Here is a 17,502-nt window from a genome sequence, read left to right as displayed (position 1 = left end):
TCAGCACCGCGTCGTGCCCCACCTGGCGTGGTGCTGTTCTTTCGCCCCCGGACGGAAGGACTCCTCTGATGAGCGCCATGCACAGTTCCGGCGTCACCCACCGGTGGCGCCTCGGGGCCACCGTCGCCACCGTGGTCGTCTGCGTCGGTGCGACGCTGCCGCCCACCGGCGCACACGCCATACCAGCGGCGTCCGTAACGGCGGTGTCCGCGCCGGCGCTGTCGTCCGCGACCGGGGACGGTACGCACACCGTCACTCTGCTCACCGGGGACCAGGTGCGCTACCGCGACCTGCCCGGCGGGCGGGCACAGGTCACCGTCCAGCGCCCGATCGACCGGAGCGGCGTCACGTTCGCCACCACCTCCCGCGCGGTGGCGGGCCGGCCGGCGCTCTACGTCGTACCCTCCGACGCCGAGCCGCTGATCAGCGCCGGGGCGCTCGACCGGGAGCTGTTCAACGTCCGCGGTCTCACCCGGCAGGCGCTGGACGACAACCGGTCGGCGACCCTGCCGGTCATCGTCACCCGTCGGGGCGCCGGGAAACTGGGCGCGCTCGCCGCCAGCCACCGGACGCGGGACCTGCCCGCCCTGGCCGGCGCGGCGTTGCGGGTGAACCGCACCGGTTCCGAGTTCTGGAAGGCGGTCGGGCCGATCGGCGGCCGGGCCCGGCCCGCCCTGCGCGGCGGCGTCGACCGGATCTGGCTCGACGCCCGGGTCACCGCCACCCTCGACCACAGCGTGCCGCAGATCGGCGCGCCCGAGGCGTGGCAGGCCGGATACGACGGCCGGGGCGTGACGGTCGCGGTGCTCGACAGTGGAGTGGACGCGAGCCACCCGGACCTGCAGGGCAGGATCTCCGGCGCGGAGGACTTCACCGGCTCCGGCACCACGGCCGACGGGCTCGGGCACGGCACCCACGTCGCCTCCATCATCGCGGGCAGCGGCGCGGCCTCCGGCGGCCGGTACCGCGGTGTCGCGCCGGGCGCCGACCTGATGATCGGCCGCGTGCTCGACGACGAGGGATACGGGCTGGACTCCACGGTGATCGCCGGCATGCAGTGGGCGGCCGACGGCGGAGCTCGCGTGATCAACATGAGCCTGGGCGGCGACCCCACCGACGGCACCGACCCGCTGAGTGCGGCGGTCGACGAGCTGAGCAAGCGCACCGGCGCCCTGTTCGTGGTGGCCGCCGGGAACGACGGCGCCCCGGTCAGCGTGAACACGCCGGGCGCGGCGCGTACGGCGCTCACCGTCGGTGCCGTGGACCGCGACGACCACCCGGCCGCCTTCTCCAGCCGCGGCCCGCGACTCGGGGACGGGCTGATCAAGCCGGAGATCGTGGCGCCGGGCGTGGGCATCGTCGCGGCCCGCGCCGCCGGCACCGACCTCGGTGAACCCGTCGGCGACGCGTACACGACGTTGTCCGGCACGTCGATGGCCACCCCGCACGTGGCGGGCGCCGCCGCGATCCTCGCCCAGCGGCGTCCCGGGTGGCGCGCCGACCGGCTCAAGGACGCCCTGATCAGCAGCGCTGCCCCGGTCGACGGCGGCTGGGCGGCGGTCGGCGCGGGCCGGGTGGACGTGGCCCGGGCGACCCGGCAGGACATCGCGGCCACCGGCGCGCTGCAGGCCGGATCCGACACGCCCGCGCCGGACTCGCCGCAGTACCCGATCAGCTACGTCAACGACGGCACCGAGCCGTTGCACCTGCACCTGGGCATGACGTTCACGGGCTGGAACGGCGCTGCCGCACCGGCCCTCGGCCGGCTCTCGACGACCGAACTCACCGTGCCCGCGGGCGGCCGCGCCACCGCCACGGTCACCCTCGACCCGGCCGCTGCCAGCGGCGCGTACGGCGGTGCCGTCACGGCGGCCGGGGGACAGGTGTCGCTGCGTACCGCGGTCGGCGTCTACCTGGCCCCGCCGACGGCGCGGCTGACCGTACGGATGACCGACCATCATGGCCGTCCCGCCCCCTTCGGCACCGTCTACCTGCTCGACGCCGGACTCGACCCGGCCACCTCGAACGACCCGTTCGCCGCGCCGACCCTCGCGGTCTCCGTGGAGAACGGCACCGGGGTGACACCGGTGCGCCGCGGCGGCGTGTACACGGCGCTGGCGTCGATGTCCGCCGCCGAGCTGACCGGCCGCCGTACGGATCTGCTGGTGTCGCCCGAGGTCACCGTCTCCGGCGACACCGAGATCGCGCTGGACGCCCGCAAGGGCCAGCGGCACACCGTCACCACCGCCGAGGCCACCGACGAGCTGGCCCGTTCCGTCGAGGTCGTGCGCACCACCGCGGGCGCCCAGTTCAGCCTGCTGGCGGCCGTACGCACCGACCCCGACCTGGGCATCTTCGTCACCCCACAGCCCGCCGCGGCCAAGGGCAACCTGGACACCAACGACAAGCGCACCCTGGCCAGCGCGGGACTGCGCGTGCGGGCCGACACCGGCTCCACCACAGTGGAGCTGCACCCGCGCTACGACGTCTACCGCACGCCCGCCCGCTGGCCCGCTACCCGGCAGGCCGACCTGCTCTGGGCCGGGCACGGGCAGCCCGCCGACCTGGCCGGGCTCGACCTGCACGGCCGGCTCGCGCTGGTCGCCGTCGCCGTGCCCGACGATGCCCCGGACCCGGTGGGCGCCGCCGCGCAGGCGGCCACCGCGGCCACCCGGGCGGTCTCCGACGCCGGTGCCGCCGGCATCCTGGCGTACGTCGACCGGACCGGCGCGGTGCCGATGGCCCGGCCCGCGGCGACGCCGGTGCCGCAGCTGTTCCTCGGCTACGCCGAGGGCGCGGCCCTGCGGGCGTGGCTCGCGGACGGGCCGGTACGGATCACGTTGACCGGCGACGACTCGCCGGACGGCAACTACAACCTGTTCTATCCCACGGCGGGCGTCCCGGCCGGGCGTACCGATGTCGCCTCCCCGGCGGCGCTGGTGGTGATCCCGACGCGCTACCACGCCGATCGGCCGATGACGTACGAGAAGAACTGGTATGCCTTCGGCCCGCGCAGCCTCAACGCCGTCCGCGAACGCGTCCAGTTCGCGGCACCGGCCGTCCGCGCCGAGTACGTCGGACCGCCCAACCCGGCCGTGACCTGGATCCGCTGGACGACGCAGAACGAGCAACCGCCGAACGCCCCACCGCAGACGACCTCGCTGCTCAGCCGCGACGTCTTCGGCCCCGCCGCGGGAACGCTGCCGGAGGAGCGCTGGTACGAGGGCCCGGTCCTGGAAGGGGAGCCGGGCAGCGGCGCCGACGGCTGCGGCCTGTGCCGCGGCGGCCCCGACGGCGACGTGTTCTTCCCGGCCTGGCACCTGAGCGACTCGGCCGGTACGCACACCATCCAGTCGTGGCCGGACTACCACAGCCGGGTCCAGCTGTTCCGCGACGGCGTCGAGATCCCCGCGCAGGAGACGGTCGGCCTGCCGATGCCGACGTTCCCGATGCCGCCCGAGCCGGCGGACTACCGGCTGGAGGTCGACGGGCCGACACCGTCCGGCACGTCGGTCCGGCCCGTGGCGCACACGACGTCGCAGTGGACGTTCCGCTCCGCGCCGCCGCGGTCGCCGTCCCTGCCCTGCCCCGGCACGGTGGCGGGCGGCTGCGCCCACCAGCCGTTGATCCAGCTGACCTACCGGCTGGGGCTGGACCCTGACAACCGGGCCCCGGCCGGGCAGGAGTTCAGCTTCGAGGTGCTGGCCCGGCAGCCGCAGGGTGCCGAGAACGGCGGCGTGTTGGCCGGCCTCTGGCTGTGGTCGTCGGCGGACGCGGGCCAGACCTGGCGACCGGCCACGGTTCGTCAGCCGGCGCCGGGCCGCTATCAGATCGGCGTACGCAATCCGGCGGCTGCCGGGCCGGACGGCATGTGGCTCAGGGCGCAGGCGTGGGACAGCGCCGGCAACCGCCTCGAGCAGACCGTGCGCGGCGCGTACGGCCTCGCGGTCGCGACGTCGCGCTGACGCAAGCCCGGTACGGCCCGGTGGGGGTTCCCACCGGGCCGTACCCATCGGGCGGCTCAGCGCGGGCATGTCGCGAGCCGCTCGGTATCGGGCAATCAGGAAGAGCTGCTGTTGCGCGGCATGGCCGGCGACACGCGGCGGAAGTCGAACGCGTTGTTGTTGGTGTCCCGGTCAGCCACCCGCAGGGCGGACTGGTCGGAGAAGTTGTTGCTCTGTGCCGGCGCGGGCGCCGTCTCGGTGCAGATGTTGTTGGCAGAGAAGCCGACCGAGTCGATCCGGGCGCCCAGGGAGTTTTCCTCGGTGGGGGCGCCGCGCAGCAGCACACCGCCGGTCCGCGCGATGTTGCCGTTGTAGGTCTGGTCCGGCGGGGTCAGCCGCTCGTAGCCCTGCGCCGCCAGCAGGTAGTACTGGCCGGTCTCGGGCTGCTGTTCCTCGCTGCCACTGAGGATGGTGCCGGCGGGGATCGTGGCCAGCAGGGTGTGCAGGCCGGAGTTGCTGCAGTTCCAGATGCTGAAGTTCGAGATGTCCATCGACTGCTCGCCGATGTTGCGCAGCTCGACGAACTCGTCGGTCACTCCGCCGGGTCCCTGCGTGGAGACCTGGCTGATCACCATGTTGGACGCCGGCGCGGGGGGCACCAGCGGCGCGGCGCTGGCGGGCGCCACGGTCAGCGCCATGGCGGCGCCCACGGCGAGCGGGAGTGTGCCGAGAGCGGCGATACGCCGGGTGATGAGAGACACGGGTTCCTCCTGGGATCGACACTGTCCGGTGACCCGCCGGTGGTGCGGGACCGGCCTTCCGAAAACAGATCCTGTCCCCGGCTCCCGCGCCGAGAAAGAGTCCGTTTTCTGGCCACCCCGCGTGTTTCGCGGCGTTACGAAACCGCACGGCCAATATTGTCATCCATGAATGTTCCGGCGGTGACTCAATAGCGGTGACCGGCCAGCGCGCCGGCGTTCGACAGCAGGCGCACCGCCCGCGCCTCGGCGGCCGCCCGGTCCAATTCGCGCGGCGGCAGACCCAGTACCACCCCCAGCCAGCCGCGCCAGTACGGTCCGGGCACGCGGCCCCCGCCCTCCCAGCGGCTGACCTGGTCGCGGCTGACGGAACGGTTGCCGGACGCCGCCGCCAGAGCGTCCGCCAGCGCCACCTGGGTCATGGCGCGGCGCAACCGTTGCCGTCTGATCAGCCGCCCGATGGGCGGTTCGACATGTCGGGTCACGGATTCCTCCAATCGGGTCTGTGGGCGTTTCGTAGTCAACAGCCAGGGCCGTCGCGGCCGCCCGCCCGCGCGACTCCGGCGTCGCGATGAGCAGGACATCGAGTACGGCAAGGCGTACCGGAGTGCACCAAGGAAGTGGGTCTAACTACACCTTTAGGGGTAGTGCACTATCTGACGCGGTCGCTGATGGAGTGCAATGCCCGAGCCGGGGCCACGCCGATTTTGACAGTCCGACGGCGTATGTGAAATGACGTCAAGAGCACCCGACTATGTGGACAATCGCCCCCGGATGTCGGCAGAATCGACGAAGTCAGGCATGTGCCGCACGCGGCACGCTCGTCGAGCGACAGGTAGTACAGCCCCGAGAACAGCCCGGCTGCCACCAACGGATCATGCACGCCGGGAAAGGCGTATCCGTGGGAGTCTGAGGTGTCGATCGACATTCTGGTGGCCGGCGACCATGCCCTGCTGCGCGAGGGTCTGGTGGAGCTGATCACGGCCGAGCCCGACTTCCGGGTCGTCGGCCAGGCGGGAAACAGCGTGACCGCCGTGCAGTCGGTGGCGGCCCGGCGGCCGCGGGTCGTTCTGCTGGACGTCAAGATGCCCGACCGGCCGGTCTGCGCGACGGTGCGGCAGATCCAGCGGATATCGCCACGCACCCGGGTCATCGTGCTGGCCATGGACGACGACCTGCGGCTGCTGCAGGACGTGCTCGCCGCCGGTGCCCACGCCGTACTGGTCCGGTCGGCCAGCCGGCAGGAGCTGGTCGGGGTGATCCGTACCGTGTGCCAGGAGGCCAACAGCGTGCTGGTGGTGTCGCACCGCAACGCGTGCCAGCTGGCCGTGCCGGCCAGCAACCCGTTGAGCCGCCGCGAGCTGCAGGTGCTGGAGCTCGCGGCCGAGGCGCTGAGCAACGCGCAGATCGCCACCCGGCTGTGCATCGTCGAGGGCACCGTGAAGCGCCACCTCACCAACGTCTACACAAAGCTGGGTGCGGTCTCGCGCATCGACGCGGTCAACAAGGCGAAGGAGGCCCGCCTGTTGCAGCCGTCGTTTCGTGCCGGAGCCTTCCGGGGGTAGGGATCCGGATTTAACATCGAGGTTCATCGATGTGAACGGATGCCGCCCATGCCCCCGGACCGTGATGCACCCCGACCCACCGCCGCACGCCGCGAGGTGTTGCGCTTCGGCGCGGCGATCGCGCTCGGCGGCCTGCTCCCGGCGGTGCACGCGGCGCGAGCGGACGCTGGCTCGCCCGGCGGAGGCCCCGTGACCACCCGGTTCACCGGTCACTCCCCGGCCGGCTTCGACCAGTGGGCGTACGTCCCGTTCGACGTTCCGGCCGGGGTGAACCGCATCTCGGTGAGCCGGTGGTTCCAGCCGTTCGTGCTCGTCCCCGGCCTGCTCGAGAACGTTCTGGACATCGGGATCTTCGGCCCGGCCGGGTGGGACGCCGGCGACGAGGCGGGGTTCCGTGGGTGGTCCGGCGGGGCCCGCGACTCGTTCACGCTGTCGGCCACCGACGCCACTCCGGGCTACCTGGCCGGGCCCATCGACCCCGGCACCTGGGCGGTGGCGCTCGGCCCCATCGTGTACGACCCCAAGGGCATGGACTGGACGGTCGACGTCACGTGCGAGTTCGGCCCGCCCGGTCCGGCGTTCGAGCCGTCCCCGGCTCCGGCGCGCGTCACCGGCCGGGGACCGGACTGGTATCGCGGGGACATGCACCTGCACACCGTCCACTCCGACGGCCAGCGCACCCCGGACCGGCTGGTGGCCGACGCGCGCGCCCGTGGCCTGGACTTCGTCGCCTCGACCGAGCACAACACCCGCGCGGCGAACCAGATCTGGGGGCGGTACGCCACCGACGACCTGCTGATCATCGGCGGCGAGGAGGTCACCACGCGGCACGGCCACTGGCTCGCGCTCGGCCTGCCGCCCGAACGCTGGGTGGACTGGCGTTACGCGCCCCGGCAGGACCTGTTCGCCCGGTACGCCGACGCCGTCCGGGCGGCCGGCGGCATCGCGGTCGCCGCGCATCCCCTCACGCCGGGGCCGGGCGCGTTCTGGGAGTTCGGGTACGACCACGTCGACGGTCTCGAGGTCTGGAGCGGGCCGTGGACACTGGACGACGCCACCGCCGTCCGCGTGTGGGACGGCATGCTGCGGCAGGGCCGCCGGCTGGCCGCGGTCGGCAACAGCGACGCACACGGCCCCGGCGACGTCGTGGGCCTCCCGCACACCGTGGTGCACGCGCCGGAGCTGTCGCGTTCGGCGATCCTGGCGGCCGTGCGCGCGGGCCGCTCGTATCTGGCCGAGTCGGCCGACGTCACGCTCGATCTGACCGCCGTCGCCGGTGGCCGGATGGCCGGGCCCGGACAGGACCTGGACGTCGGCGCCGACGACGTCGAGGTCACCGCCGTCGTGCGGGGAGCGCCGGGCACCACCGTCACCCTGCACGCCCGGCACGGTCAGGTCGCCGTGGGATTCGTCGGCGACTCCGGCACCGGCGCGGCCACCTGGCGGGCCAACGCCCGCGCCGGTTTCGTCCGTGCCGAGGTGCGCCGACCCCAGCCCGGGTCCACGACGCTGACCACCATGGTGGCCCTCAGCAATCCCGTCTGGCTCCAGTGATCAATTTATTGCGATCAATGCGTACGCCGGTAAACTCGCGGCAGCGTCGTGCTCTTGATCGGGCGGAGGCCGGCACGGATGAAGATCGTGGTCCTGGTCAAACATGTGCCGTGGACGCTGCGCGACATGACGTTCCGCGCCGATCACACGTTGGACCGCACCGCGCGGCGCGGCCACCTGAACGAGGCCGACGAGTACGCCGTCGACCAGGCCGTGCGGTTCGCGCGGCGGCGCCGCGACGTACAGATCACCGCCCTGACGATGGGTCCCGCCGCGGCCGACGAGGCGCTGCGCAGGGCGTTGATCGTCGGCGCCGACGACGCTGTCCACATTGTCGACGAGCGGCTGCGCGGCAGCGACACGCTCACCACGGCACGGGTGCTGGCCGCCGCCGTGGACCGGCTCGGGTTCGACCTCGTCCTGTCCGGCGCGGCGTCCTCGGACGCCGGCGCGGCCGCGGTGCCCGCCATGGTCGCGGAGCTGCTCGGCGTCCCGGTGCTCTGCTTCGCCGACCTGCTGCGGGTGCGCGAACACCGGGTCGAGATCGGCCGCGACGACGGCGCGGGCCTGCGGGCGTACACGGCCGCGCTGCCCGCCGTGGTCTCGGTGACCGAACGCTGCGGCGAGCCGCGGCTGCCGTCGCTGGCGGCGACCCTGGACGCCCACCACAAGCTGGTCCGCACCTGGTCACTGGCCGACCTCGGGATCGACCGCGGCGCGGACACCACTGTCGTGCACGCCGTCGCGGCGCAGCCGGGCGGCCCGGCGCACCTCGTGCCCGGCGACGAGCCCACGGTCGCGGCCATCCGGCTGGCGGACTTCCTGGCGGTCCACCAGTTCCTGTAGCCGCCGCGCGAGGAGTGAGGAGGGGCGATGAAACCTGTGCTGGTGCTGGCGGAGCACACCGACCGCAGCATGTGCCGCGCGACCCGCGCGCTGCTGACCCTCGCCCGCCGGCTCGGCCCGCCCACGGTGGTGCTGTGCGGCGCCGCCGACCCGGCCGGGGTCACGGAGCTGGGACGCTACGGCGCCGCCCGGATCGCGACCGTCACCGGTCCCGAACTCGACGAGCATCCCGCCGCGGCCCGGGTCGAACTGCTGGCCCAGCTCGTGCGCCGCACGGCGCCCGCGGCCGTCCTGGTCGCCTCGCACCGGCTCGGGCAGGAGGTCGCCGCCCGGCTGACCGCCCGGCTGGGCTCCGGCCTCATCACCGACGTGGTCGACCTGCGCCCCGACGGGCCGGTCGCCGTCCAGTCGGTGCTGCTCGGCGCGTACCGGGTCGAGTCGCGCGTGACCCGGGGCACGCCCGTCCTCACCGTACGGACCGACGCGGTCGTGCCGGTGCCCGCGCCGGCGGAGCCGACCGTGGAACGCCTCGACGTCCGCTTCCCGCCCGCGGTCCGCGCCGTACGCCGGATCGCCCGGCGACCCGGCGGAGCCGGACTGCGACCGGACCTGGCCACGGCGGCGATCGTCGTCGCGGGCGGCCGGGGACTGGGCTCGCAGCAGTCGTTCGGGCTGGTCGGCGCGCTGGCCGCGGCGTTGCGGGGCACCGTCGGCGGGTCGCACACCGCGACCGAGCTGGGCTGGTGCACGCGGCACCAGCAGATCGACCAGCTCGGCACGATCGTCCACCCCCGCCTGTACCTGGCGCTCGGCATCTCGGGCTCGGTCCGCCACCGCGCCGCCATGCAGCACGCGGAGACGATCGTGGCGATCGACCGGAACCCCGGCGCACCCATCTTCGACCTGGCCGACCTCGGCGTGGTGGGCGACGTGCACCGGGTGGTGCCCGAGCTGCTGGCCGAGATCGAACGACGCAGGGCCACCCGATGAGACGCAGGGCCACCCGATGATCAGCCACAGCGAGGAGACGACGTGACGGTACGACTGGTGCTCGGGTTGACGCTGACCGCGGTCGCGTTCGTGCTGGCCGGGCGGCGGATCCTCACCCTCTACCGGCTGGCCCGCACCGGGCAGCCGGCGGAACCCGAACGCACCAGAGACCTCGGCACTCGCGGATGGGCGATCGTGACGGAGGTGCTCGGCCAGCGCAAGCTCCTGACGTGGAGTGTGCCCGGCGTCGCGCACTTCGCGGTGTTCTGGGGATTCGTGATCCTCGGCGCAACGATCGTCGAGGGCTACGGGGCGCTGTTCGACCCTGACTTCCACATCCCGATCATCGGCACGCAGGCCTGGCTGGGCTTCCTCGAAGACCTGTTCATCGTGGCCGTCCTCGTCTCACTGGTCGTCTTCGCGGGCATCCGGCTGCGCCACCGCCCGCAGCGGGAGGGACGGCGGTCGCGGTTCTTCGGGTCCCACCTGGGCGCGGCGTGGCTCGTACTGTTCATGATTTTCAATGTGATGTGGACGCTGCTGCTCTACCGCGGCGCCCAGGTCAACACCGGCAACTTCCCCTTCCCGAACGGGGCGTTCGCCTCGGAGGCGGTCGGGCGGCTGCTGGCACCGGCCGGAGACTCCGCCAACGAGGTGCTGGAGACGGTCGGCATCCTCCTGTCCCTGGGCGCCGTGCTGGCGTTCCTCGTCATCGTCGTGCACTCCAAGCACCTGCACATCGGTCTCGCGCCGCTCAACGTGCTGTTCTCGCGCCGCCCGCGCGGGCTCGGCCCGCTGCTGCCTGTGTACTCGGGCGGCAAGCCCGTCGACTTCGAGGACCCCGACGAGGACGACAAGATCGGCCGGGGCGCGATCGAGGACTTCACCTGGAAGGGCATGCTGGACTTCGGCTCCTGCACCGAGTGCGGCCGCTGCCAGTCCCAGTGCCCGGCCTGGCATACAGACAAGCCGCTGAACCCCAAGCTGGTCATCATGAGCCTGCGCGACCACGCGCTGGACAAGGCGCCGTACCTGCTGGCGTCCTCGGACGCCGAACGGGACAAGCTGCCCGAGCACGTCCGCGCGGAGGCGGAACGGCCGCTGGTCGCGCCCGTGGCCGACGGCGGCGTCATCGACCCCGACGTGCTGTGGTCCTGCGTCACCTGCGGCGCCTGCGTCGAGCAGTGCCCGGTCGACATCGAACACGTCGACCACATCGTCGACATGCGGCGCTACCAGGTGCTCATCGAGTCGCAGTTCCCGAAGGAGGCCAACGTCCTGCTGCGCAACCTCGAACGGGCCGGCGACCCGTGGGGCCGCGGCGCGAACGCCCGCCTGGAGTGGACGGCCGGGCTGCCCTTCGAGGTACGCGTCTTCGGCGCGAACGGTGAGGAACGGCTGCCCGACGACGTCGAGTACCTGTTCTGGGTGGGCTGCGCGGGCGCGCTGGACGAGAACGCCAAACGCACCACCCGCGCGGTCGCGGAACTCCTGCACGAGGCAGGCGTCGGGTTCATGGTCCTCGGCGACGGCGAGACCTGTACGGGCGACTCCGCCCGCCGCCTCGGCCAGGAGATGCTGTTCCAGGAACTGGCCCGGCAGAACGTGGAGACCCTGACCACCGTCGGCGCCCGCAAGATCGTGGTGACCTGCGCGCACTGCTTCAACGCGATCGGCAACGAGTACCAGCAGCTCGGCGGCGACTTCGAGGTGGTGCACCACACCCAGCTGCTGTCCCGGCTGGTGGCCGACGGGCGGCTGCGCCCGGCACACCCCGTCGACACCGCGGTCACCTACCACGACCCCTGCTACCTCGGGCGGCACAACCGGGTCTTCGAGCCGCCCCGCGACGTCTTGGGCAGCGTGCCGGGACTGCAGTTCACAGAGATGGAACGCAGCCGGGAGACGTCGTTCTGCTGCGGGGCGGGCGGCGCCCGGATGTGGATGGAGGAGCCGCTCGGCACCCGCATCAACGAGGCCCGCACCGACCAGGCGCTGGAGACCGGGGCCGAGGTGGTCGCCGCGGCCTGCCCGTTCTGCATCAGCATGCTCACCGACGGCGTCGCCACCCGAAAGCAGCAGGGTAGGGCGGCCGAGGAGGTGCGGGTCGCCGACGTGTCCGAGCTGCTGCTGCGATCGGTACGCGGCGAGGACACGAAGTAGCACCGGCGACGCCGGGCTATCGGAGATCCGGTAGCCCGGCGTCGGCGCGTCAGCGCTTCATGGCGTGCTCGATCGCCTCGATGATGCGCGGCCGCAACTCGGCGGTGCTGACGATGGCGTCCACCGAGCCGACCTCGACCGCACGCTGGATGCTGTGCACCCGGTCGAACTCGGCCGCGACCTCACCCAGCTTCTCCGCGCGTACCGCCGAGTGCGTCTCGGCCAGCCGCGCGTTCAGCGCCGCCCGCTCGGCACCGCTGGCCGCACCGACCTGCGCCTGCAGCTCGGTCACCCGCGGGTCGTTCGCGGTGCGGCTGTTCACCTCACCGGAGAAGACCACGGCGGCGGCCGGTGCGCCGCCCAGCACCGACGCGAACGATCCTTCGAGCGCCAGCACTGTCATGTTCGGGTTGAGCGCCTTGGAGAACACCACGAACGCGCCGCCGTGGTAGCGGGAGATCACGCAGAACACGATCGGGCCGTCGAAGTTGACGATCGCCCGGCCGATCTCCGCGCCGTACTCCAGCTGCAGCTTGCGCATCGACTCCGGCGAGCCGTCGAAGCCGGACAGGTTGGCCAGCACCACCAGCGGCCGGTTACCGGACGCCGAGTTGATCGCCCGCGCGGTCTTCTTCGACGACAGCGGGAACAGCGTGCCCGCCGTGTAGGTGTCCGGGCCATCGGTGGGCGGGAAGCCGCGCCGCGGCACCGACCGCGACTCGATGCCGATCAGGCAGACGGGCCAGCCACCGATGTGGACGTCCTGCACCGCCGAGGTGTCCGCGTCGGCCATCCCCGCCCAGCGCTCCAGCACCGCGTGGTCGGAGTCGGCGAGGGCGCGCATCACCGTACGGATGTCGAAGGGCTTCTTGCGGTCGGGGTTGTGTTCCGCCGAGAAGATCTGCCCGACCGTGGCGAAGTCGCTGCCCGCCACCGCGTGCGGGAACGACGAGATGTCCCGGTCCGCCGGGTCGTCCGTGGCGGCCCGCCGCGGCCCCGCCTCACCGGGCACCACGTAGGTGTGGTCGTAGTGGGCCATCAGCACGTCGCGGGCGGCGGCCAGGTCGGGCGCCCAGTACTGGGCCTGACCGTTGGGCCCCATCACCCGGTCGTAGCCGCCGATGCCGAAGTTGTCCTCCGCGGACACGCCGCCGGAGAAGTCCAGCGACTGCTTGCCGGTGAGCACCATCGCCGAGTCGGGCGTCATCACGAGGATGCCCTTGGTGTGCATGAGCATCGTGGCCTCGGCGTTCCAGTACGGCTGGGCGCCCACGTTGATCCCCGCGACCACGACGTTGATCTCGCCGCCGTCCTGGGTGAACGTGACGATGCGCTTGAGCGCGGCCGCGACCCAGTCCATGTTCTCGGTGCCCGAGTTCATGGAGATCCGCGCGCCCGCGGACAGCGCGAACCACTCCAGCGGCACCCGCATCTGCTCGGCCAGGTCCAGCGCGGCGATGACCCGCGCACACTCCGGTTCGGACAGTGCGCCGAGCGCCTTGGTCGGGTCGCCGAGCAGCACCACCCGGGTGAGTCCCTCGGGGTGGCGTACGGTCCGCGTGGTGACCACCCCGGCGACGATGGCCGCCGTGTTGCGGCCCTTCGGGCGCGTCACCGGCACCAGCTTGCCGTCGTCGCCGAGGTCGTGCTCGGTGAACCGGCCGTCCGGCCCGGTCAGCAGGTCGGTCAGCTCGTACGGGTACAGGTTGCCGCGCCGGGCCGCGCGCAGGACCTTCTGCCGGTAGTCGTCCAGCGGGCGCACCGGTTCGGTGGACGGCTCGCCGATGTGCAACTGCGCACCGTTGCCGGGGTCCAGGGTGACCCGGACCGCGACCTCGGTGAGGTCACCGGTGGGCGTGCGGCGCCGGGCGAGGAACTGCACCTCCTCCAGCCCCGCCCCCGCGGTGGTCGGCAGGATGCGGTGCACCAGCGCCTTCAGGTCGTGGGTCGGCAGCTCGGTCGGCGGCCAGACGTACATGAAGATGCGGTTGGTGTCGTAGCGCTTGTTCTGCGGGCGCTGCGCCTGGACGTCGCGGATCGCGTCCAGCGCGGCGGCGGCGGTGTTCTCCAGCGCGGGCAGCGCGACCAGCCGCCCCTCCGTGTCCCGCAGCGGTGTGAGGTCGCGGACCTGGGCCATCGCGATGAGCCGCTCGTCGGCCGGGTTGCTGCGGGCCACCGCCTTGAACAGGTAGACCTCCTCGTCGACCGACGGCAGGCGGGTGAGGTCGAACTCGGCCAGCCGCTGCAGTTGCAGGCGCCGGGCGATTTGCGGGTGCAGCCCGCGGATCAGCCGGTCCTCCGCGAGACCGTCCGTGCCGGGCCGGAACGTGAAGTGGTGGTGGATCACGCCGCTGGTCCCGGCGACCGTGATGGTGATCCGGCGCAGCGCCGCCGTCTGCGGGGCGGTCGCCAGCACCTCGGCCAGCCGCAGGGCGGTGGCGTCGGCGTCCGGCTGTTCGTCCCAGCGTACGTAGACGTCGGCGACCAGCCCGCGCTCGGTGACCCCGTCGACGAACGTGCCGATCGCGCCGATGGCGCGCGGCAGGGCGGCGACGTCCACGGCGGTGGTGACCACGCGGGTCACGCCGCTGGTGCCGGTGTGCTCCGCGGTGACGAACCGGCAGCCCGCGGCGTCGCGCGTGGCGACCCGGGAGAGCCCGCGGTTGCCGTAGTAGCGGCGGGTCAGCACCTCCAGCAGCGGGGCGTGGTCCCGCCCGGCCCGGCCGATCCGCTGGCCGATCAGGCGCACCAGCGGCTCGGCGCTGGCCACCATGGCCTGGATCCGTTCGGCGCGGTCTCCCGCGTGCGGGTTCTGGTCGAGGTGGCGCAGGTGGTCGCGGACCTCGACGTAGACAGTGGCCCGGTTGCGGCGCAGCAGCGGCTGCGCGAACCAGCGGAACACCACGCCGCGGGCCAGGTCCGACACGGCGGGGAAGCGTACCTGGGTGGCCTCGATCAGGTGTTCCAGGGTGAGCCCGGCGCGTTCGGCCAGCGGCTCGGCCGGGGTCGGCCCGGCCAGCCACTGCCGCAGCAGCTCGGAGACGATCGCCACGTCCGCGGACACCCGGCGCTGGGCGAGGAAGATGCGGAAGACCGCGTCCTCCAGTTCGGACGTACGGTCGAGGTCGGTCACGCCGTAGTGCCCGAGCACCTGCCGGAGCCGGGTCTGGAACTCCTCGGTGACCCCGGCCCGCTCGACGTCGAGGCTGCGCAGGTAGCTGTGGAAGTTCTCGCGCGGGCTGTGCACCGGGCTGCCCGGCTCGACCTCGACCTCGCCGGCGGGCTTGTTGCGGCTCAGCTCCAGCAGATCGGCCAGGACGGTCAGCAGCTCCAGCTCGCCCGGCAGCGGCCGTCCGCCCAGCTCGGCCCGGGCCGCCAGGTACCCGGCCAGCACCCGGGTGCGGTCGTGCGGGTCGACGTCGTAGCCGAGCAGCAGGCTGCGCAGGTCCTGCAGGCCGCGCTCGACCCGGACGGCGGCGGGCACGTCGGTCCGCTCGGCGGGCAGGTCCAGCTCGACGGCGTCCGCGGACTCGTCGGCGCCCGCATCGGCGTCATCGTCGAGCGGCTCCAGGCGCATCAGCGGGGCGCCGGTCTCGACCTGGCTGCCCACCGAGACGGGGCACTCGCGGACCCGGGCGCGGAACGGCGCGCGCAGCACGTTCTCCATCTTCATGCTTTCCAGCACCACGATCGGCGCGCCCGCCTCGACCTCGTCGCCGACCGCCAGCGGCGTCGCCACGACCAGCGCGGGCGCGGGGGAGCGGACCACGCCGCCCTCGTCGCGGCTGACCCGGTGGGTGACGCCGTCGACCTCGACCAGGTGCACGGGCCCGTGCGTCGCGGTGACCAGCCGGAACCGGTGGCCGTTGACCGCCAGCTGGCCGCTGTGCTCGTCGAAGCGTTCGATCTCGACGTCGACGGACCGGACGTCGGCGCCGGCCGAGATGCCGACCCGGAACCGTTTGCGGCCCACGCGGGCGACCTGCACGCGGTAGCCGACCCCGCGCAGTTTCAGGTCCAGCGGGCGACCGCTCTCGTGCTGCACCTGGGGGCGCCCGCCGTGCGCGGTCTCCAGCAGGCGCTGGCGGCTGACCTCCTCGGAGTCCTGGTACGCCTCGATGGCGGCGGCGGCCAGGGCGATCGCGGAGTGCCGGTGGGTGACCAGGCGGCCCGCGGCGCGTACCCGGTCGATCCAGCCGGTGTCGGCGCTGCCGTCGATCACCTCGGGCTGGTCGAGCAGGTCGAGCACGAAGCTCTTGTTGGTGGCGCCGCCCTCGATGATCACCGTGGTCTCGGTCATCGCCCGGCGCAGGCGTCCCAGCGCCTCGTCACGGTCCCGCCCGTACGCAATGATCTTGGCAATCATCGAGTCGAACGCGGCCGGGATGGTGTCGCCCTCCGAGACGCCGGTGTCCACCCGGATGCCCGGCCCGGCGGGCAGCGCCAGCCGGGCGATGCGGCCCGGCGCGGGGGCGAAGTCCCGGTCCGGGTCCTCGGCGTTGAGCCGCGCCTCGACGGCGTGGCCGCTCTCGGCGGGCTGCTCGCCGGTCAGCCGGCCACCGCCCGCGACATGGAGTTGCAGCTTGACCAGGTCGGTACCCGTGGTGATCTCGGTGATCGGGTGCTCGACCTGCAGCCGCGTGTTGACCTCCAGGAACGCGAACAGCTTCTCGGCGGGCTGGTACAGGAACTCCACGGTCCCCGCGCCGCGGTAGTCCACCGCCAGGGCCAGCCGCACGGCGGCCGCCTTCAGCTCGGCCGACTGCTCCGGGGCCAGCACCACCGACGCGGACTCCTCGATGATCTTCTGGTTGCGCCGCTGCACAGAGCAGTCCCGTACGCCCAGCGCCCAGGCCGTGCCCTGCCCGTCCGCGATGACCTGCACCTCGACGTGGCGGGCACCGGTGACCAGCCGCTCCAGGAACACCACGCCGGAGCCGAACGCCCGCAGCGCCTCCTGGCTGGTCCGCTCGTACGCGTCGGTCAGCTCGGCGTGCGAGGCCACCATGCGGATGCCCCGGCCGCCGCCGCCCGCGGTCGCCTTGAGCATCAGCGGGTAGCCGATCTCCTCACCGGCGCGCAGCGCGTCCTCCAGCGTGGCGACCTCACCGCGGCTCCACGCGGCGACCGGCACGCCGACCTCCTCGGCGATCAGCTTCGCGCCGATCTTGTCGCCGAGCTTGCGCATCGCCTCCGCGCTCGGGCCGACGAAGGTGACCCCGATCCGCTCGCACAGCTCGGCGAACGCCGGGTCCTCGGCGACGAATCCCCAGCCCACCCACGCGGCGTCGGCGCCGGACTCCACCAGCGCCCGTTCCAGCACGGCGTGATCCAGATACGGCCGGGCCGAGGAGGGACCGAGCGGGTAGCCGATGTCCGCCTGCCGGACGAAGGTCGCGGAGCGCTCCTCGTCGGTGTACAGAGCGACCGTCTCGATCCGCGTTCCGGTCTCGGCCGAAAGGTCCCGTACGGCGTGGATCAGCCGCATCGCGGCCTCCCCGCGGTTGACGATCGCGACGCGCTTGAACACCGGCTGACTCTCCTCGCAGTTCTACAACAGGTGCGACGCCGGGGTTGCCGGTACGTCGCGGCCCTTTCTACACCGGGACGCTACGTTCTGGAGACCCCCTAAACGCCCCTATGGCCTCCCTCAGACCGTAGGGGTTGGCGGCGAGGCCGCCG

At 72.9% G+C, this 17,502-nt stretch carries 9 protein-coding genes; 6 read left to right on the top strand and 3 right to left on the bottom strand.

Features of this window, described 5'->3' with window-relative positions:
• The first annotated feature begins 68 nt into the window (after positions 1–68).
• Positions 69–3,965 (top strand): S8 family serine peptidase, encoded by a 3,897-nt coding sequence (locus tag ACMCNN_RS17065; RefSeq protein ID WP_412741489.1) that lies wholly within the window; start codon positions 69–71, stop codon positions 3,963–3,965.
• 95 nt (positions 3,966–4,060) lie between these two features.
• Here ACMCNN_RS17065 and ACMCNN_RS17060 read toward each other — a convergent pair whose 3' ends face one another.
• Positions 4,061–4,705 (bottom strand): hypothetical protein, encoded by a 645-nt coding sequence (locus ACMCNN_RS17060; protein WP_412741488.1) that lies wholly within the window; start codon positions 4,703–4,705, stop codon positions 4,061–4,063.
• Between the two features lie 185 nt (positions 4,706–4,890).
• On the bottom strand, positions 4,891–5,187 hold the full coding sequence (locus ACMCNN_RS17055; RefSeq protein ID WP_412741487.1) for a helix-turn-helix domain-containing protein: 297 nt from the start codon (positions 5,185–5,187) through the stop codon (positions 4,891–4,893).
• Between the two features lie 429 nt (positions 5,188–5,616).
• Between ACMCNN_RS17055 and ACMCNN_RS17050 the strand changes: the two genes are divergently transcribed.
• The 5 genes from ACMCNN_RS17050 (at position 5,617) to ACMCNN_RS17030 (ending at position 11,820) form a co-directional block, all read left to right on the top strand.
• On the top strand, positions 5,617–6,267 hold the full coding sequence (locus tag ACMCNN_RS17050; RefSeq protein ID WP_412741486.1) for a response regulator: 651 nt from the start codon (positions 5,617–5,619) through the stop codon (positions 6,265–6,267).
• Positions 6,268–6,315: 48 nt separating this feature from the next.
• Positions 6,316–7,821: a CehA/McbA family metallohydrolase gene (locus ACMCNN_RS17045; RefSeq protein WP_412741485.1), complete on the top strand. Its 1,506-nt coding sequence runs from the start codon at positions 6,316–6,318 to the stop codon at positions 7,819–7,821.
• Positions 7,822–7,899: 78 nt separating this feature from the next.
• Positions 7,900–8,667: an electron transfer flavoprotein subunit beta/FixA family protein gene (locus ACMCNN_RS17040; protein WP_412741484.1), complete on the top strand. Its 768-nt coding sequence runs from the start codon at positions 7,900–7,902 to the stop codon at positions 8,665–8,667.
• 27 nt (positions 8,668–8,694) lie between these two features.
• Positions 8,695–9,657, top strand: coding sequence for an electron transfer flavoprotein subunit alpha/FixB family protein (locus ACMCNN_RS17035; protein ID WP_412741483.1), 963 nt, complete (start codon positions 8,695–8,697; stop codon positions 9,655–9,657).
• A 42-nt stretch (positions 9,658–9,699) separates the two neighbouring features.
• Positions 9,700–11,820, top strand: a complete 2,121-nt coding sequence (locus tag ACMCNN_RS17030) for a (Fe-S)-binding protein (RefSeq protein WP_412741482.1) — start codon at positions 9,700–9,702, stop codon at positions 11,818–11,820.
• A 49-nt stretch (positions 11,821–11,869) separates the two neighbouring features.
• Here the strand turns inward: ACMCNN_RS17030 and ACMCNN_RS17025 are convergent, their stop codons facing one another.
• A complete protein-coding gene (locus ACMCNN_RS17025) occupies positions 11,870–17,350 on the bottom strand; it encodes a carboxyl transferase domain-containing protein (RefSeq protein ID WP_412741481.1) in 5,481 nt (1,826 codons plus the stop codon).
• Between the last annotated feature and the right edge of the window lie 152 nt (positions 17,351–17,502).

The organism is Krasilnikovia sp. MM14-A1004, assembly GCF_047159485.1.
GTDB lineage: Bacteria > Actinomycetota > Actinomycetes > Mycobacteriales > Micromonosporaceae > Actinoplanes.
Note: the sequence above shows the minus strand (reverse complement) of the source record. Positions and strands in the feature narration are given on the sequence as shown.

Bases quoted from the DNA above. Each gene is read 5' to 3' on its own strand.
- ACMCNN_RS17040 (WP_412741484.1), top strand. From the start codon at position 7,900: ATGAAGATCGTGGTCCTGGTCAAACATGTGCCGTGGACGCTGCGCGAC.
- ACMCNN_RS17065 (WP_412741489.1), top strand. From the start codon at position 69: ATGAGCGCCATGCACAGTTCCGGCGTCACCCACCGGTGGCGCCTCGGG.
- ACMCNN_RS17045 (WP_412741485.1), top strand. From the start codon at position 6,316: ATGCCCCCGGACCGTGATGCACCCCGACCCACCGCCGCACGCCGCGAG.
- ACMCNN_RS17035 (WP_412741483.1), top strand. From the start codon at position 8,695: ATGAAACCTGTGCTGGTGCTGGCGGAGCACACCGACCGCAGCATGTGC.